This window comes from Streptomyces sp. MZ04 (assembly GCF_004684775.1).
Classification (GTDB): domain Bacteria; phylum Actinomycetota; class Actinomycetes; order Streptomycetales; family Streptomycetaceae; genus Streptomyces.
Genome location: NZ_SRIC01000046.1, coordinates 22225 through 39139, shown reverse-complemented (window position 1 = coordinate 39139; position 16915 = coordinate 22225). Strand labels below are relative to the sequence as shown.

At 69.8% G+C, this 16915-nt stretch carries 14 protein-coding genes and 1 riboswitch; of the genes, 9 read left to right on the top strand and 5 right to left on the bottom strand.

Going from position 1 to position 16915, the window contains the following annotated elements; translation table 11 throughout:
- Positions 1 to 42 precede the first annotated feature (42 nt).
- The 8 genes from E2651_RS13305 to metE all read left to right on the top strand — a co-directional run bounded on the left by E2651_RS13305 (position 43) and on the right by metE (position 10702).
- Positions 43 to 2091: an APC family permease gene (locus E2651_RS13305; RefSeq protein ID WP_135331302.1), complete on the top strand. Its 2049-nt coding sequence runs from the start codon at positions 43 to 45 to the stop codon at positions 2089 to 2091.
- Between the two features lie 123 nt (positions 2092 to 2214).
- Positions 2215 to 3576: a class I SAM-dependent RNA methyltransferase gene (locus E2651_RS13300; RefSeq protein ID WP_135331301.1), complete on the top strand. Its 1362-nt coding sequence runs from the start codon at positions 2215 to 2217 to the stop codon at positions 3574 to 3576.
- A 197-nt stretch (positions 3577 to 3773) separates the two neighbouring features.
- Positions 3774 to 4541 carry a DUF4331 family protein gene (locus E2651_RS13295; RefSeq protein ID WP_348541630.1) on the top strand — a complete coding sequence of 256 codons (768 nt, stop codon included), beginning with the start codon at positions 3774 to 3776 and terminating at the stop codon, positions 4539 to 4541.
- 42 nt (positions 4542 to 4583) lie between these two features.
- On the top strand, positions 4584 to 5372 hold the full coding sequence (locus tag E2651_RS13290; RefSeq protein WP_135331300.1) for an amino acid ABC transporter ATP-binding protein: 789 nt from the start codon (positions 4584 to 4586) through the stop codon (positions 5370 to 5372).
- A gap of 51 nt (positions 5373 to 5423) precedes the next feature.
- Complete coding sequence (locus E2651_RS13285) at positions 5424 to 6260, top strand: glutamate ABC transporter substrate-binding protein (RefSeq protein ID WP_135331299.1); 837 nt, start codon at positions 5424 to 5426, stop codon at positions 6258 to 6260.
- 87 nt (positions 6261 to 6347) lie between these two features.
- Positions 6348 to 7013, top strand: a complete 666-nt coding sequence (locus E2651_RS13280) for an amino acid ABC transporter permease (RefSeq protein WP_135331298.1) — start codon at positions 6348 to 6350, stop codon at positions 7011 to 7013.
- Positions 7010 to 7942: an amino acid ABC transporter permease gene (locus E2651_RS13275; protein ID WP_135331297.1), complete on the top strand. Its 933-nt coding sequence runs from the start codon at positions 7010 to 7012 to the stop codon at positions 7940 to 7942. Before E2651_RS13280 ends, E2651_RS13275 begins: the two co-directional genes overlap by 4 nt.
- Before the next feature lie 70 nt (positions 7943 to 8012).
- A riboswitch (cobalamin riboswitch) is annotated at positions 8013 to 8189 on the top strand.
- Positions 8190 to 8380: 191 nt separating this feature from the next.
- A complete protein-coding gene (metE, locus tag E2651_RS13270) occupies positions 8381 to 10702 on the top strand; it encodes a 5-methyltetrahydropteroyltriglutamate--homocysteine S-methyltransferase (protein WP_135331296.1) in 2322 nt (773 codons plus the stop codon).
- Positions 10703 to 10726: 24 nt separating this feature from the next.
- Here the strand turns inward: metE and E2651_RS13265 are convergent, their stop codons facing one another.
- Both E2651_RS13265 and E2651_RS13260 read right to left on the bottom strand, forming a co-directional pair.
- Positions 10727 to 11230 (bottom strand): ATP-binding protein, encoded by a 504-nt coding sequence (locus tag E2651_RS13265; protein WP_209446134.1) that lies wholly within the window; start codon positions 11228 to 11230, stop codon positions 10727 to 10729.
- 8 nt (positions 11231 to 11238) lie between these two features.
- Positions 11239 to 12123 carry an MEDS domain-containing protein gene (locus tag E2651_RS13260; protein ID WP_167828783.1) on the bottom strand — a complete coding sequence of 295 codons (885 nt, stop codon included), beginning with the start codon at positions 12121 to 12123 and terminating at the stop codon, positions 11239 to 11241.
- A gap of 220 nt (positions 12124 to 12343) precedes the next feature.
- On the opposite strand from E2651_RS13260, the gene E2651_RS13255 reads away from it, so the two are divergent.
- Positions 12344 to 13303 carry an aminoglycoside phosphotransferase family protein gene (locus E2651_RS13255; protein ID WP_135331294.1) on the top strand — a complete coding sequence of 320 codons (960 nt, stop codon included), beginning with the start codon at positions 12344 to 12346 and terminating at the stop codon, positions 13301 to 13303.
- A gap of 17 nt (positions 13304 to 13320) precedes the next feature.
- On the opposite strand, the gene E2651_RS13250 is transcribed toward E2651_RS13255, so the two are convergent.
- The 3 genes from E2651_RS13250 to E2651_RS13240 all read right to left on the bottom strand — a co-directional run bounded on the left by E2651_RS13250 (position 13321) and on the right by E2651_RS13240 (position 16834).
- Positions 13321 to 15270 carry an ABC transporter permease gene (locus tag E2651_RS13250; RefSeq protein ID WP_135331293.1) on the bottom strand — a complete coding sequence of 650 codons (1950 nt, stop codon included), beginning with the start codon at positions 15268 to 15270 and terminating at the stop codon, positions 13321 to 13323.
- A gap of 117 nt (positions 15271 to 15387) precedes the next feature.
- A complete protein-coding gene (gene modA, locus E2651_RS13245) occupies positions 15388 to 16194 on the bottom strand; it encodes a molybdate ABC transporter substrate-binding protein (RefSeq protein WP_135331292.1) in 807 nt (268 codons plus the stop codon).
- A 238-nt stretch (positions 16195 to 16432) separates the two neighbouring features.
- Positions 16433 to 16834: a helix-turn-helix transcriptional regulator gene (locus E2651_RS13240; RefSeq protein WP_135331291.1), complete on the bottom strand. Its 402-nt coding sequence runs from the start codon at positions 16832 to 16834 to the stop codon at positions 16433 to 16435.
- Between the last annotated feature and the right edge of the window lie 81 nt (positions 16835 to 16915).

Genomic DNA, 16915 nt, shown 5'->3' with positions numbered 1-16915 from the left:
GTGGGTGGGCGGGCACCCATTCGAACGCTTACGATCCTCTGCGTGTCCAAACTGACCGACGTGCCCAAACGGATCCTCATCGGGCGCGCACTGCGCAGCGACCGGCTGGGAGAAACCCTCCTCCCGAAGCGCATCGCTCTACCCGTGTTCGCCTCCGACCCGCTCTCCTCCGTGGCGTACGCGCCGGGAGAGGTACTCCTGGTCCTCTCCATCGCGGGTGTGTCGGCGTACCACTTCAGTCCCTGGATCGCCGTCGCGGTCGTCGTGCTGATGTTCACGGTGGTCGCGTCGTACCGGCAGAACGTGCACGCGTACCCGAGCGGTGGTGGCGACTACGAGGTCGCCAACACCAACCTCGGCCCCAAGGCCGGGCTCACCGTCGCCAGCGCGCTGCTCGTCGACTACGTCCTGACCGTGGCGGTCTCGATCGCATCGGGCATCGAGAACCTCGGCTCGGCCGTCCCGTTCGTCGTCGAGCACAAGGTGCTCTGCGCGGTCATCGTCATCGTGCTTCTTACGCTGATGAACCTGCGCGGGGTGAAGGAGTCCGGGAAGCTCTTCGCCATCCCGACCTATGTCTTCGTGGCCGGCGTCTTCATCATGATCGCGTGGGGTGCCTTCCGGGGCATCGTCCTCGACGACGCGATGAAGGCGCCCACCGCGGACTACGAGATCAAGCCCGAGCACCAGGGCCTCGCCGGCTTCGCGCTCATCTTCCTGCTCCTGCGGGCCTTCTCCTCCGGCTGTGCCGCGCTGACCGGCGTCGAGGCGATCAGCAACGGCGTCCCCGCCTTCCGCAAGCCGAAGTCCAAGAACGCCGCGACAACGCTCGCGCTCATGGGCGGCCTCGCGGTCACCATGTTCTGCGGCATCATCGGCCTCGCCATGGCGACCGACGTCAAGATGGCCGAGAACCCCGCGCACGACCTGATCAACAACGGCGTCGCGGTCGGCGCGGACTACGTCCAGAACCCGGTGATCTCCCAGGTCGCCGAGGCCGTCTTCGGCAACGGCAGCTTCCTGTTCATCGTGCTCGCCGCCGCCACCGCGCTGGTCCTCTTCCTCGCGGCCAACACGGCGTACAACGGCTTCCCGCTGCTCGGCTCGATCCTCGCGCAGGACCGCTATCTGCCGCGCCAGCTGCACACCCGTGGCGACCGTCTCGCCTTCTCCAACGGCATCGTGCTCCTCGCGGGCGCGGCGGCGCTGCTCGTCTGGGTCTACGGCGCGGACTCCACCCGCCTCATCCAGCTCTACATCGTCGGCGTCTTCGTCTCCTTCACGCTCAGCCAGATCGGCATGGTCCGGCACTGGAACCGCCACCTGGCCGCCGAGAAGGACCAGAACAAGCGGCGCCACATGATCCGCTCCCGGGCGATCAACACCTTCGGCGCCTTCTTCACGGGCCTGGTCCTGGTCGTCGTACTCGTCACCAAGTTCACGCACGGAGCCTGGGTCGCACTGCTCGGCATGGTGATCTTCTACGGGGTGATGACGGCGATCCGCCGGCACTACGACCGCGTGGCCGAGGAGATCGCGGCCCCGGAGACCCCCAGCGACGACAGCGTGCGCCCCTCCCGGGTCCACTCGATCGTCCTGGTCTCCAAGATCCACCGTCCCACGCTGCGCGCCCTGGCCTACGCCAAGCTGATGCGCTCGGACACCCTCGAGGCGCTCAGCATCAACGTCGACCCGGCGGAGACCAAGGCGCTCAGGGCCGAGTGGGAGAAGCGCGGCATCACCGTGCCGCTGAAGATCCTCGACTCGCCCTACCGCGAGATCACCCGGCCGATCATCGACTACGTGAAGAACCTGCGCCGCGAGAGCCCGCGCGACGTGGTCAGCGTGATCATCCCCGAGTACGTGGTGGGCCACTGGTACGAGCACCTGCTCCACAACCAGAGCGCACTCAGGCTCAAGGGCAGGCTCCTCTTCACCCCGGGCGTGATGGTGACATCCGTCCCCTACCAGCTGGACTCCTCCGAGGCCGCCAAGAAGCGGGCCCGCAAGCGGTCGGAGTGGAACGCGCCGGGTTCGGTGCGCCGCGGCCCGGTCGAGAAGCGGGTGAAGCAGCCGAGCAACAAGGGCTGAGGCTCTGTATCGACGGTTGGCGAGCGGCCGGACAACACCCACGTAGACTGGTGGGCTGTTGTCCGGCCGTTGCGCTGTCGTCGTGGCGTCCGATCCCCTTTGACGTTGTGGAGTCACCCCGCCATGCAGGCAGAACCGAAGAATTCGCAGGCGGGGGACTCGCAGGACGCGCAGGACTCGCTGGTGGGCCAGGAGTACGAGGTCGAGGTCGGCCCCGTCGCCCACGGCGGCCACTGCGTCGCCCGCACGGCCGAGGGCCGGGTCCTTTTCGTGCGCCACACGCTGCCCGGCGAGAAGGTCGTCGCACGCGTGACGGAGGGCGGCGAGGACTCCCGCTTCCTGCGCGCGGACGCCGTGACGATCCTCGAGGCGTCCAAGGACCGCGTCGAGGCGCCGTGCCCCTACGCCGGTCCCGGCCGCTGCGGCGGCTGCGACTGGCAGCACGCCAAGCCGGGCGCGCAGCGCCGCCTCAAGGGCGAGGTCATCGCCGAGCAGCTGCAGCGCCTCGCGGGCCTGACCCCGGAGGAGGCGGGCTGGGACGGCACGGTCATGCCGGCGGAGGGCGACAAGCTCCCGCAGGGCGAGGTCCCGCAGTGGCGCACCCGTGTGCAGTTCGCGGTCGACCCCGACGGCAATGCGGGCCTGCGCCGCCACCGCTCGCACGGGGTCGAGCCGATCGACCACTGCATGATCGCCGCTCCCGGCGTCACCGAACTCGGCATCGAGAAGCACGACTGGGCCGGCATGGCCTCGGTCGAGGCGATCGCGGCAACGGGCTCCCAGGACCGCCAGGTCATCCTGGAACCGAAGCCGGGTGCGCGCCTCCCCCTGGTCGAACTGGACAAGCCGGTCTCGGTCCTCCGCATCGCCGAACAGGACGGCGGAGTCCACCGCGTCCACGGCCGCCCCTTCGTCCGCGAGCGCGCCGACGGCCGCACGTACCGTGTCGGCAACGGCGGCTTCTGGCAGGTCCACCCGAAGGCCGCGGAGACGCTGATGCTCGCGGTCATGCAGGGCCTGACGCCCCGCAAGGGCGACACGGCCCTCGACCTCTACTGCGGAGTGGGCCTGTTCGCCGGCGCCATCGCGGACCGGGTCGGCGAGAAGGGCGCGGTGCTCGGCATCGAGTCCGGCAAGCGAGCGGTGGAGGACGCCCGCCACAACCTGGCCGCGTTCGACCGCGTCCGCATCGAACAGGGCAAGGTCGAGGCCGCCCTGCCGCGCACGGGCATCACCGAGGTCGACCTGATCGTCCTGGACCCGCCGCGCGCGGGCGCGGGCAAGCAGACGGTGCGCCACCTGACGGGGCTCGGGGCGCGGCGCATCGCGTATGTGGCTTGCGATCCGGCGGCGTTGGCGCGGGACTTGGGGTACTTCCGGGATGGGGGGTACAAGGTGCGGTCGTTGCGGGCGTTTGATCTGTTTCCGATGACTCATCATGTGGAGTGCGTGGCGATTCTGGAGCCTGCCTCGAAGGGCGCCTGACCTGCTGGTTCGGGTGACAGGAAGAGCCGCCCCGAGCCTCGGCGGCGCCGTCGTCCCGCTCATCGGGTGAACCAGAGGCGTCGGCATCTGTGTCACCACTCTGGGCGGTCGAGGGCTGGAGGCCGAGGGCATGTCACATCACCTCAGCGGTCCGAATCTGCGGTCCCCCATGGACGATGCCCGGCTGGACATGACCGATTCTGTTCGCGTTCACGGCGGCCGGTGACCGCACGGCGCTGATCATGAACGTCAACCCCGTCGCTCCCACCGGTGGCGACGCCTTCCACCCCGACGCGGTCTACCGGGTCACCATCGACACCGACGGCGACAACCAGGCCGATGTGGCCTTCAGTTTCGTCTGCTCACAGCCCGGGGCCGGGCGGCAGACCATGACCGTGTACCGCGCGGACGGCGCGGAGGCCCGGTCGCACGAGGCGGGCGGACAGAAGACCGTCACCGACGAGCCGGTCTCCTTCACCGCCGAGCCCGAGGTCATCACCGCCGGGCAGTACCGGTTGTCCGCAGGCCTTCGCAGCGACGCGTTCTTCGCAGACCTGGACGGGATCGTCAAGGACTCCGGGGGTGCGCACCCCTCGCTCACGGCCTACTTCAACCAGGAGGACGCCAAGGACGCCTACAACGCGGCCGAACCGGCCCGGGACTGGGACACCTCTCTGCAACCGTGGACCGCGGTCCTCGCCCACACCGGCGGCTACGACGCCCAGGCCGCGGAAACAGGCCTGCGTACGGTCCTGCCGGACATCCTGCGCTACGACCGGTCCGAGCCCGCGGCCTACCCGAACGGGCGGACACTGACGGACGACGTCACCTCCGCCCGGCTGAAGATGATCTCCGGCGGCAAGGTCACCAGCGACCACATCGGCCCGCACACCGACCTGCTGCCCGACTTGCCCTGCCTCGGCACACCGCACCCTGCCACCGCCGCCGGTCCCGAACAGTCGTAAACCACCGCTCCCGGCGTGCGGCTTCCTTTTGGAAGACGGACGATGAAGCCGAAGAGCGGAGTAGCCGTGACCCATGAAATTCCCACCCCGGCCGCAGGCGACCTGGTTGTACTGAGTGACGTCAACAAACACTTCGGCGCGCTTCATGTCCTCCAGAACATCGACCTGACCATCGGCCATGGCGAGGTCGTCGTCGTCATCGGGCCCTCCGGGGGCGGGAAGTCCACGCTGTGCCGCGCCATCAACCGCCTGGAGACCATCGACTCCGGTGAGATCGTCATCGACGGAAAGCCCCTGCCCGCCGAAGGCCGCGAGCTGGCCGCGCTGCGGGCCGATGTGGGCATGGTCTTCCAGTCCTTCAACCTCTTCGCGCACAAGACCGTGCTCAACAACGTGACGCTCGGCCAGGTCAAGGTGCGTAAGAAGGACAAGAAGGCCGCCGAGGAGAGGGCGCGCCAGCTGCTCGACCGGGTGGGTGTCGGCTCCCAGGCGGAGAAATACCCCGCGCAGCTCTCCGGTGGCCAGCAGCAGCGCGTCGCGATCGCCAGAGCGCTGGCCATGGACCCGAAGATCATGCTCTTCGACGAGCCGACCTCGGCACTCGATCCCGAGATGATCAACGAGGTGCTCGAGGTGATGCAGCAGCTCGCCCATGACGGAATGACCATGGTCGTCGTCACCCACGAGATGGGATTCGCCCGTTCGGCCGCCAACCGCGTGGTGTTCATGGCGGATGGCCGCATCGTGGAGGAGACGACGCCCGCCCAGTTCTTCAGCAATCCGAGCAGCGAGCGGGCCAAGGACTTCCTCTCGAAGATCCTTCACCACTGATCCGGGGCCCGGGCCCGAGCCCGGGGCCCTTCAGCACTAGGAATGATCACCATGAAGCTTCACAAGGTCACTGTCGCGGCCGCCGCTGCGCTCGTGCTGTCCCTGACCGCCGCCGGCTGCAGCTCCGACGGCGGCGGCGGCGGCACGAGCTCCGACGGCAAGAAGATCACCATCGGCATCAAGTACGACCAGCCGGGCATCGGACTGAAGACCCCGGACGGCAAGTACACGGGCTTCGACGTCGACGTGGCCACGTATGTCGCCAAGGAGCTCGGACACGACGCCGGCGACATCGAGTGGAAGGAAGCCAAGAGCGCCGACCGCGAGACGCTGCTCGAGCGCGGCGATGTCGACTTCATCGCCGCCTCGTACTCGATCAACCCCGAGCGCGAGAAGAAGGTCGACTTCGCCGGCCCCTACCTCCTGGCACACCAGGACGTCCTGATCCGGGCGGACGACGACTCCATCAAGAAGCCCGAGGATCTCAACAACAAGAAGCTCTGCTCGGTCACCGGCTCCACCTCGGCGCAGAACGTCAAGGACAAGATCGCGCCGAAGGCTCAGCTGCAGGAGTACGGCGGCTACTCGGAGTGCCTGACCGGCCTGGAGAACAAGGTCATCGACGCCCTGACCACCGATGACTCGATCCTCGCCGGTTATGCCGCGCAGCCCGAATTCAAGGGCAAGTTCAAGCTCGGCGGATTCAAGCTGAGCAACGAGAACTACGGCATCGGCGTCCAGAAGGGCAGCGATCTCAAGGCGCAGATCAACACCGCCCTGGAGAAGATGGTCAAGGACGGCTCCTGGGACGCCGCCGTCAAGAAGAACTTCGGCCCGGCCAACTACAAGAACGAGCCCGCACCGAAGATCGGCGTCATCGTCAGCTGAAGCGGGTGACCCACGGCGCGCCGCCCCCGAAGCGGCGCGCGTCGCCCCTTCACTCACGCGGAAGCTCACGCGGAAGGCCGGGAGACCGTGTTCGACTTTCTCGAGGGTTACGACCTGCTGGCTGCCTTCTGGGTGACGGTGCAGCTCACCTTCTACTCCGCCATCGGCGCCCTGGTCTGGGGAACGGCGCTGGCCGCCATGCGCGTCAGCCCCGTACCCCTGATGCGCGGCTTCGGCACCGCCTACGTCAACGTGGTCCGGAACATCCCGCTCACCGTGATCATCGTCTTCACCTCACTGGGCCTGTTCCAGACGCTCGGCGTCACCCTCGGCGCCGACGACTTCACGACGATCAACTTCCGGCTCGCCGTGCTCGGACTGATCGCCTACACCGCGTCGTTCGTCTGTGAGGCGCTGCGGTCCGGCATCAACACGGTGCCCGTCGGCCAGACCGAGGCGGCGCGTGCCATCGGCCTGAACTTCCCCCAGGTGCTGAGGCTCATCGTCCTTCCCCAGGCCTTCCGTTCCGTGGTGGGCCCGCTGGCGAACGTGCTGATCGCGCTGACCAAGAACACCACGGTGGCCGCCGCGATCGGCGTCGCCGAGGCCGCGGCGCTGATGCGGGAAATGATCGAGAACGAGGCTCAACTCATCCTCATCTCCACCATCTTCGCGTTCGGATTCATCTGTCTCACCCTCCCGACCGGGCTGTTCCTCGGCTGGGTGAGCAAGAAGGTGTCGGTGAGGCGATGAGTGCACAGAACGTCCTGTACGACGTCCCGGGGCCCCGTGCCAAACGGCGCAATGTGCTGCTCACGGTGGTGTTCCTGGTCGCACTCGCCGCCCTGATCTGGTGGGTGGTCCAGAGCCTCGCCGACAAGAACCAGCTCGAGTGGGTCAAATGGCGGCCCTTCTTCGCGGACTCACGCGCCTGGGAGACGTACCTCCTGCCGGGGCTCAAGAACACGCTCATCGCCGCTGCGCTGTCCATGGTCATCGCGCTGCCGCTCGGGGCGCTGTTCGGCATCGCCCGGCTCTCGGACCACTGGTGGGTGCGGGGTGCGGCCGGCACCGTCGTGGAGTTCTTCCGCGCCATCCCGGTGCTGATCCTGATGCTCTTCGCGAACGCGGCGTACTCCGAGTACACCGACATCAGCCCCGGCAGTCGGCCGCTCTATGCCGTGGTCACCGGTCTCGTCCTCTACAACGCCTCCGTGCTCGCGGAGATCGTACGAGCCGGAATCCTGTCTCTTCCCCGGGGCCAGACCGACGCGGCCAAGGCGATCGGCATGCGCAAGAACCAGGTCATGCGCCATGTGCTGCTGCCGCAGTCGGTCACCGCGATGCTCCCGGCGATCGTCAGCCAGCTGGTGGTCATCGTGAAGGACACCGCGCTGGGCGGCGCGCTGCTCGGCTTCTCCGAACTCCTCGCGTCGGTCCGCCCGATGAGCGCGAACTACGGCGCCAACACCATCGCCAGCTTCACCGTGGTCGCGGTGATCTTCGTCGTACTGAACTTCGCGCTCACGACCTTCGCGAGCTGGCTGGAAGGCAGGCTGAGGCGCGGCAAGAAGTCCACCGGCGCGGTGGTCACCGCGGAAGCGGTCGAGACGCTGGCGACACCGGGCGAGCACTTGGGCCGTGACGATCTCAACGGAACGGGCGGCACCTCCAGCAAGTGATCAAATCCCGGCTGCGGCATTCACCCGTACGTATAGGCTGACTCACGCAGCTGGTTCGCCCTGCCCGCCAGGTAGACGCGTCGTAAGAGGGAACCCGGTGGGAATCCGGGACTGCCCCGCAGCGGTGAGCGGGAACGACCGCCGTCATACGCACTGGGTTCGCCTGCGGATCCGGGAAGCGACGGCCAGTAGGTGCCTCGTCCTCCTTCGAGAGGGCTCGGTGGGCCCGTGAGTCCGAAGACCTGCCACTGCCCGTGCGCGAAGGAGCGCACGGCATCTCGGTGACCTCGAGGGCGGGTCGGCGGCGGAAGCGAGCATCCCCGACCAGGGGCGTTCCCACTCAGGGACCATCCCCACGGGGCTCGTCTTTCTTGCCATCCCTTCGTGTCCTCGTCCCGTCCCGGGAATTCAGGACGAGTACTCGCGAAGGAGAGTTCCGTGACCGCCACATCCACCGCCACAGCCGCGGCCCGCACCGCCGAGGCCACTGTGTACGGCTATCCCCGGCAAGGCGCCGACCGGGAACTGAAGAAGGCCATCGAGGGGTACTGGAAGGGCCGGGTCGGTGCCGACGAACTGCGGTGCACAGCAGCCGAGTTGCGTCGCACCAACTGGCGGCAGCTCGCCGACGCCGGGATTCGCGAGGTGCCTACCGGGGACTTCTCGTACTACGACCATGTCCTGGACGCCAGCGTCATGGTGGGCGCCATCCCGGACCGGCACCGTGCCGCCGTCGAAGCCGACCGGCTGGACGGGTACTTCGCCATGGCGCGCGGCACGCAGGACGTGGCGCCCCTTGAGATGACCAAGTGGTTCGACACCAACTACCACTATTTGGTACCGGAGTTGGGGCCCGGCACCGTGTTCCGTGCCGATTCCGGCAAGCAGGTCGCCGAGTTGACCGAGGCCCTCGCCCTCGGGCACACCGGACGGCCCGTCCTCGTCGGGCCCGTCACCTATCTGCTGCTCGCCAAGCCCGCCCCCGGCGTCGCCCCGGACTTCGAGCCGCTGACGCTCCTCGATCGGCTGCTTCCTGTGTACGCCGAGATCCTCGCCGATCTGCGGGCCGCCGGCGCCGAGTGGGTCCAGCTGGACGAGCCCGCCCTGGTGCAGGACCGCACCCCGGCCGAACTGAACGCCACCGCCCGCGCCTACCGCGATCTCGGCGCGCTCACCGACCGGCCCCGACTCCTCGTCGCCTCCTACTTCGACCGGCTCGGCGAGGCCCTGCCCGTCCTGGCCAAGTCGGGCGTCGAGGGCCTCGCCTTCGACTTCACCGGGCCCGCCGCCGCCAATCTCGACGACCTGGCGGCCGTCGGCGGCCTGCCCGGCAAGCGGCTGGTCGCCGGTGTCGTCGACGGCCGCAATGTGTGGATCAATGACCTCGGGAAGTCCCTGGCCACGTTGGGTACGTTGCTCGGTCTCGCCGATCGGGTCGACGTGGCTGCCTCGTGCTCTCTGTTGCACGTCCCGCTGGACGCCGAGGCCGAGAAGGGGATTGATCCGCAGATCGGCCGCTGGCTGGCCTTCGCCCGGCAGAAGACCGGTGAGATCGCCACCCTCGCCCGTGGACTGAGGGAAGGGACCGGTGCCATCAGCGCCCAACTCGCCGCCAATCGCGCCGACATGGCGTCGCGCGCGAGCTCCTCGCTCACCCGCGATCCTGAGGTGCGCGCCCGTGCCGCGGCCGTCACCGACGCGCACACCCGTCGCTCCCAGCCGTACTCCGAGCGGGCCGCCGCCCAGCGCGAACGGCTGCGTCTGCCGCTGCTTCCGACGACGTCCATCGGCTCCTTCCCGCAGACCGGCGAACTGCGCACCGCCCGCGCCGATCTGCGCGCCGGACGCATCGGCACGGCCGCGTACGAGGAGCGCATCGAGGCCGAGATCCGCGAGGTCATCGCCTTCCAGGAGAAGACCGGCATCGACGTCCTGGTGCACGGCGAGCCCGAACGCAACGACATGGTGCAGTACTTCGCCGAACGGCTCACCGGATATCTCGCCACGCAGCACGGCTGGGTCCAGTCCTACGGGACGCGCTATGTCCGTCCGCCGATCCTGGCCGGCGACATCTCCCGTCCCGAGCCGATGACGGTGCGCTGGACCTCGTACGCCCAGTCGCTCACGCAGAAGCCGGTCAAGGGCATGCTCACCGGTCCTGTCACCATGCTCGCCTGGTCCTTCGTCCGCGACGACCAGCCCCTCGCCGACACCGCACGCCAGGTCGCGCTCGCCCTGCGTGACGAGGTCAACGACCTTGAGGAGGCGGGGAGTTCGGTGATCCAGGTGGACGAGCCCGCGCTGCGCGAGACGCTGCCGCTGCGCGCCGCGGACCACGGCGGATATCTCGCCTGGGCGACCGAGTCCTTCCGGCTCAGCACGAGCGGCGTACGGCCGGACAGCCAGATCCACACCCACATGTGCTACGCCGAGTTCGGCGACATCCTCCAGGCCATCGACGACCTCGACGCCGATGTCATCAGCCTGGAGGCCGCCCGGTCGCACATGCAGGTCGCCGACGAACTCGCCGCGTCCGGCTACCCCCGCGAGGCCGGGCCCGGTGTGTACGACATCCACTCACCGCGCGTGCCCGACATCGAGGAGGCAACTGCCTTGCTGCGCAAGGGACTTGAGGCCATCGCGCCGGAGCGGCTCTGGGTTAATCCGGACTGCGGGCTGAAGACCCGCGGCTGGACCGAGGTCCGCGCCGCACTGGAGAACCTGGTCGCCGCCGCGCGCGAGCTCCGCCCCACCCTCTGATCAGGCCCTCTGAAAAGTTCATGCTCAGGGCAGCAGTGCCACCAGCGTGACGGTGGTGCCCGCGTCGCCGACCCTGATGTCGAGGCGGTCGGCGAGTGCCTCGGCGAGCCACAGGCCGCGGCCGCTCTCGGCCTCGTCGTCCACGCCGGTGTCGATGTCGATGCCGGTGTCGATGGTGATGCCGAGATCGGTCAGCGGTCGGGCGATGCCCGGGCCGTTGTCGGTGATGACGCAGCGCAGGCCGTCGTCCGTGTGGTCGAGGTGGATATGGCCCTTGCCGCCGCCGTGCACGATCGCGTTGCTCGCGACTTCGTGCACGGCGAGCACGAAGTCGCCGAGCCGGGGGTCGCAGAGCCCCGCGTTCTCGGCCCGGCGGGTCACCTGATGACGCAGTCGCGCCAAGTCGCCGATGGTGAAGGGGAGTTCCAGCGGGGGCGGCCGGTCCTGAGCGGGATCTCGGGGGGGCGTCCGGGGGCCGCGGTCGCCCCCGTTGCTTCCGTCGCTGTCGATGCCGCGGTTGAGGATCACTGCGCGGATCACCCTTCAGCCAAGACGAGTTGAGGCACTTCGGCGGCTCCGCAGAGCCGTATCACCTTGCTCTGCGCGCGGCGGACGCGGACCGTGATCCGCTGATCGCGGGGGAGTCCGCGCGCGAGTCGTACCAGCAGAGCGGCGCTGTGTACGTCGATGAAGCAGAGTTCGGAGAGATCGAGCGCCGTCGGCCGGGCGTGACCGGTGATCGGCCGGGCGGAACCGGTGAGGGCGTGGGTGAGGGCCGTGGTGAACTCCTCGCGCGTGCAGAGGTCGGCGTCTCCGGCGATCCGCAGCTCGCCGCCCGTGCGGACGACCTCCAGGGCGCCGAGCCGGTGCAGGACCTTCTTCGGGTGGGCCCGGCGGATGCGGCGCAGGAGGTCGTCGCCGAACCTGCGCCGGTCGTACTCGCAGACGGCCGTGAAGCCGATCTCGGCGAAGAGCGGGGAGAGCCCGGTCTCGTAGGCGACCAACAGGTCGTGGTCGACGCCCGGTTCGGCTGCCCAGCCCATGTCGCCGACCACCCGGAGCCCCGAGAAGCCCTTGTGCCGGGCCTGTTCGGTCAGCTCCACCCAGGTGCGGGCCCGCTCGGCCGGGTCGAAGCCGCTGTCCGGGTCGTATCCGGGCACTTCGTTGACCACTACCAACTGTCCGTCGTGGAAGGCCTCTTCGAAGGGGAAGCCGGCGGCGCGTAATTGCTCGGCCGCGATGGCAGGGGTGGTGGCCGGGTCGGTGAAGAGCATGACCTGCTCGCCCCGTGACAGGCCGATGTCGGTGTAGGCGGCGCGAAGCTCCCAGCGGTCTTCGTCGTCGTCGAACCCCAGGCAGGCGTGGTCCCCGGCGTTCATACGGGTGACGGAGACCGTCCGGGTCGCGGAGCTGGCGTCCATGAGGGCAGACCCTAGGGGCGGTGGCGGGGCCGTGCCGCTGCTGACCGCAGTTGTCCGAAGTCGTTCCCGTCGGGTTCGGGTCCGTCCGCGTGATCCGTACGCGTGATCATTAAGGGCGCCCGGCGTGCGCGGGTTCTGCCAACTTGCCGTCGGGGTAAGAACGTTCCCCCAGGTCGATATCGCGTTGCGTCGCACGATCGGCCGAGGCGATGATCGATCCATGGCCCCGAATCCCCCCGATGGCCGCGCCGGAATCGACGCCGCCCTGGTGAAGCGTCTGATCACCGCCCAGTTCCCGCAGTGGAGCCAACTGCCCGTGCGGCCGGTCGAGGTCGACGGCTGGGACAACCGCACCTATCGCCTGGGCGACGCCATGACGGCCCGGCTGCCCACCGCCGCGGGCTATGTCCCCGCGGTCACCAAGGAGAACCACTGGCTGCCGCGGCTCGCACCGGATCTGCCGGTGGCCGTTCCGCCGATCCTGGCCCTGGGCGAACCGGGCGAGGGGTACGCCTTCCCGTGGTCCGTCCGCGGCTGGCTCGACGGCGAGACGGCAGCGCATGACCGCATCGACGACATGGCGCACTTCGCCGTCTCGGTGGCCGAGTTCCTCCTCGCCCTGCGGCGCTGCGACGCCACCGGCGGTCCGCTCGCCGGTGAGCACAGCTGGTGGCGGGGCGCGTCACCGGCGCACTACGACGACGAGACGCGCCGCTGTCTGGCGGCGCTCGAACGCCGGGCCGAGCGCGGAGCCGATACCGGCGTGGACATCGGCCGGGCCACCGCCGTCTGGGACGCGGCACTCGCCGCGCAGTGGCGCGGGGCGCCCGTGTGGTTCCACGGCGACATCGCGTCGGGCAACCTCCTGGTCGCCGACGGCCGGCTGAGCGCCGTCATCGACTTCGGCACGTCGGGGGTCGGCGACCCGGCCTGCGATCTGGTCATCGCGTGGGGGATGTTCTCCGGAGACAGCCGGGAGGCGTTCCGGCAGGCGGTCGGCCAGGACGACGACACCTGGGCGCGGGCGCGCGGCTGGTCGCTGTGGAAGACCCTCCTGACGCTGACCGAGTGCGTCGACACCGATCCCGTACAGACCGCCGTCTGCATGCGCGTGATCGATGCGGTGCTGGCCGACCATGACCGCTTCGGGGCGGCCTCCCGCGGGTCGCGCCTGTCGTAGCGGCACGGCAGCGGTTCCTACAGCGTCACGACCGTCGCCTCCGTCGCCTTGACGCTGGTCCACACCGATGTGCCGTCCGCCAGGCCGAGTTCGGCGGCCGCCTGCGGGGTGATCTCCGCCACGAGGTCGGGTGCCTGGGGCGAGGTGATCAGGAGGCGCAGCCTGCTGCCGCTGGTGGTGATCTCGCGGACGGTGCCCGGCCAGACGTTGCGCGGGCTGCCGGTGGGCCTGTCCCGGTGCACCGAGACGGCCTCCGGAGCGATGATCGCCAGCGCGTCGGCGCCCTCGGGGAGCGGATCGGCGACCACGAGGGTGCCGCCGCCGGGCAGCGCGAGGCCGTCGGGGGACGCCGTGCCGGGCCAGGCGTTGCGGCCCAGCATGCGGGCCACCCACGTGGAGCGGGGATGCCGGGTGACCTCCGCGGGCGGTGCGTCCTGGACGGCACGGCCCTCGTCGAGGACGAGGACCCGGTCGGCGAGGGACACCGCCTCGACGGGGTCGTGCGTGACGATCAGGCAGACACCGCCGAACGTCTCCAGATGCGTACGCAAGGTGTGCCGCACCTGTGCCCGGGTCGTCTGGTCGAGCGCGGCGAGCGGCTCGTCGAGCAGCAGCAGGCGGGGTCGCGCCGCCAACGCCCTTGCCAGCGCGATGCGTTGGGCCTGCCCGCCGGAGACCTGCGCCGGATTGCGGTCCGCGAGATGGCCGACGCCGAGCCGGTCGAGCCACTCCTGCGCGGCGCGCCGGGCCTCGGCGCGCGGGACGCCATGGGCGCGAAGGCCGTACGCCGTGTTGGCGAGGGCGTTCAGATGCGGGAACAGGGCGCCGTCCTGCGGGACCCAGGCGACGTGGCGGCGGTGCGGCGGCAGGTCGGTGACGTCGGTGCCGCCGAGGCGGAGCTCGGCGTGGGCGCGTGGCGTGAGGCCGAGGAGGGCGCGCAGCAGGGTGGTCTTGCCGGCGCCGTTGGGGCCCACCACGGCGATGGTGGTGCCGGGTTCGGCGTCCAGCGTCAGCCGGTCGAAGCCGGTGACCTCGGCCCGCAGGGACCAGAGCTCGGGTGCGGGCCTTGCCCGGGGAGCCACTTGGTCCGCCGGGTACCCGGGCGCGGCCGTGTCATCCGACGACGGCTCCGGCCCGCGGGAGCGGGACCGGGATCCGCCGCCCGGCAGCCCCGTCCACCGGCCGCGCAGCGCGATCAGTACGGCCATGGCGATGGCGAGCAGCAGCAGCGACACGGACGTCGCGGCCTCGGGGGAGTTCTGGAGCAGCAGATACACCTGGAGGGGCAGGGTCTGCGTGGTGCCCGGCAGGTTTCCGGCGAAGGTGATGGTGGCGCCGAACTCACCCAGGGCCCGCGCCCAGGTCAGGGCCGCCCCGGCGATGAGGCCGGGGGCGACCATCGGCAGGGTGACGGTGCGGAACACGCGTACCGGAGAGGCCCCCAGGGACGCCGCGGTCTCCTCGTAACGGGGGCGAAGACCGCCGAGCGCACCCTCCAGGCTGATGACGAGGAACGGCATGGACACGAACGTCGCCGCGAGCACCGCACCGGAGGTGTGGAACGGCAGGGTGATCCCGAACGTGTCCTCGAGCCACGGGCCGAGCAGCCCGCGCCGCCCGAAGGCGAGCAGCAGCGCGACACCGCCGACGGTGGGCGGAAGCACCATGGGGAGCAGGACCAGGGAACGTACGACCGCCTTGCCGGGGAAGTCGACCCGGGCGAGCAGCCAGGCCAGCGGCACCCCGAGCAGCAGCGAGAGCCCGAGCGCCCAGAACGAGACGACGAGGGAGAGCCGCAGCGCCTGGGTCGTCCCCTCACTGCCCAGATGCGCGCCGAGGTCCCCCCACTCGGTACGAGTGAGGATCCCGAGCAGCGGCAGCATCAGGAACGCGACGGCGAGCAGTGCGGGGACGGCCAGGGCGACGGGGGTGCGGGGGCCAGGGGTGCGGGCGCGGAGGCGTTTCATCGGTGATCCCTGGTGCTCCCTCGGTGCGGTGGTGCGACGGACCGGCTACGGCTTCGCGCGGCGCCCGCCCTGAGGGGCGGAGCCACGGCTCTCGCGGCGCCCGCCCTGAAGACGGGGCTACGGCTTCTCGAAGCCCGCGTCCCGAAGGATCTTCTGCGCCTCGGGCGTCGAGAGCCACTTCACGAAGGCCGCGGCGGCCTCGCCGTGCTTCGACGTCTTCAGTGTGGCGGCGGGGTACTCGGCGATCGCGTTCTGCCCGTCGGGGATCTTCACCGCGTCGGTCTTCTCGGTGGATGTGGCGGCGTCGGTCTTGTAGACGAGACCGGCGTCGGCCTCGCCGAGCTCGACCTTGCTCAGCACCGCGCGGACGTTGGGCTCCTCGGAGACCGGCTTCACGTCGACGTCCTGGGCGTCCAGGATCTGCTTGCTGTAGCGGCCGACCGGCACCTCGGACGCGGCGAGGACGACCTTCAGGCCGGAGTCCGAGAGGTCCTTCAGGGCGGCGACCTTCTTCGGGTTGCCCTCGCCGACCGCGATGACCAGGCGGTTCTTCGCGATGACCGTCGGCTTGCCGGTGTCGGACTTCAGGCCGTCCATGGTCTTGGTGTCGGCGGTGACCAGGGCGTCGGCCGGGGCGCCCTGATCGACCTGCGCGGCGAGTTCCTGGGAACCGGCGAAGGAGAAGTTCACCTTCGTGCCCGGGTTCTTCTTCTCGTACGCGGCACCCGCGGTCTCGAACACATCGGTGAGCGAGGAGGCCGCGAGGACGGTCAGTTCGGCCTTCGGCGCGGCGTCCTTCGCGGCGCCCGTCTTCTCGCCTTCGTCGTTCTTGTCGTCGCCGCAGGCCGCGAGGGGGACGAGCAGGGCGGCCGTCAGTACGGCGGCGGCCGTGCGCCGCGCGGCGGGGGTGAGGGCGAGGGACATGGCGGGGTGCTCCTTGGGGACGCGGTCGGCGGTGCCGTCCGGGCGGATGGTGGTGGGCCGCGTCGGGAGTCGAGCTCGGTGAGGGGCGACGCCGCGGGGTGGGTCCCGGGGCCGTGGCCCGGGGGAGCGGTGATCAGGTGCGGGCGATGTGCACGTTGATCGACGAGGTCAGGTGCGGGCGATGTGCACGTTGATCGACGAGGTCAGGTGCGGGCGATGTGCACGTTGATCGACGAGGTCAGGTGCGGTCGATGTGCACGCTGGTGGACTTCACGCGGGCGGTGGCCTGCATGCCGACCTCCAGGCCGAGCTCTTCCACGGCCTCCCGGGTCAGGAGGGAGACGAGCCTGTGCGGACCCGCCTGGATCTCGATCTGGGCAGCGACATCGCCGAGCTTGACGGCGGTGACGATGCCGGGGAAGGCGTTGCGGGCCGAGGTGTACGACACGTCGTCCTCGTCACCGCCCGCCTGCCCCTGACCGACCTCCATGGAGAAGGCGGCGAGATCGCGCCCGTCGATGAGCCGACGGCCGCCCTCCTCCCGATGGGTCGCGACCCGTCCGGCGTCCGCCCAGCGACGTGCGGTGTCGGGGCTGACGCCGAGCAGACGGGCTGCCTGCCCGATGGTGTAGGACTGCATACGCGACACGATAGGCAACTTCACCTGGCATTTACAACAGACCTGGGTGAATCTCCATGGCAGATGCCACCCTCCTTGGAG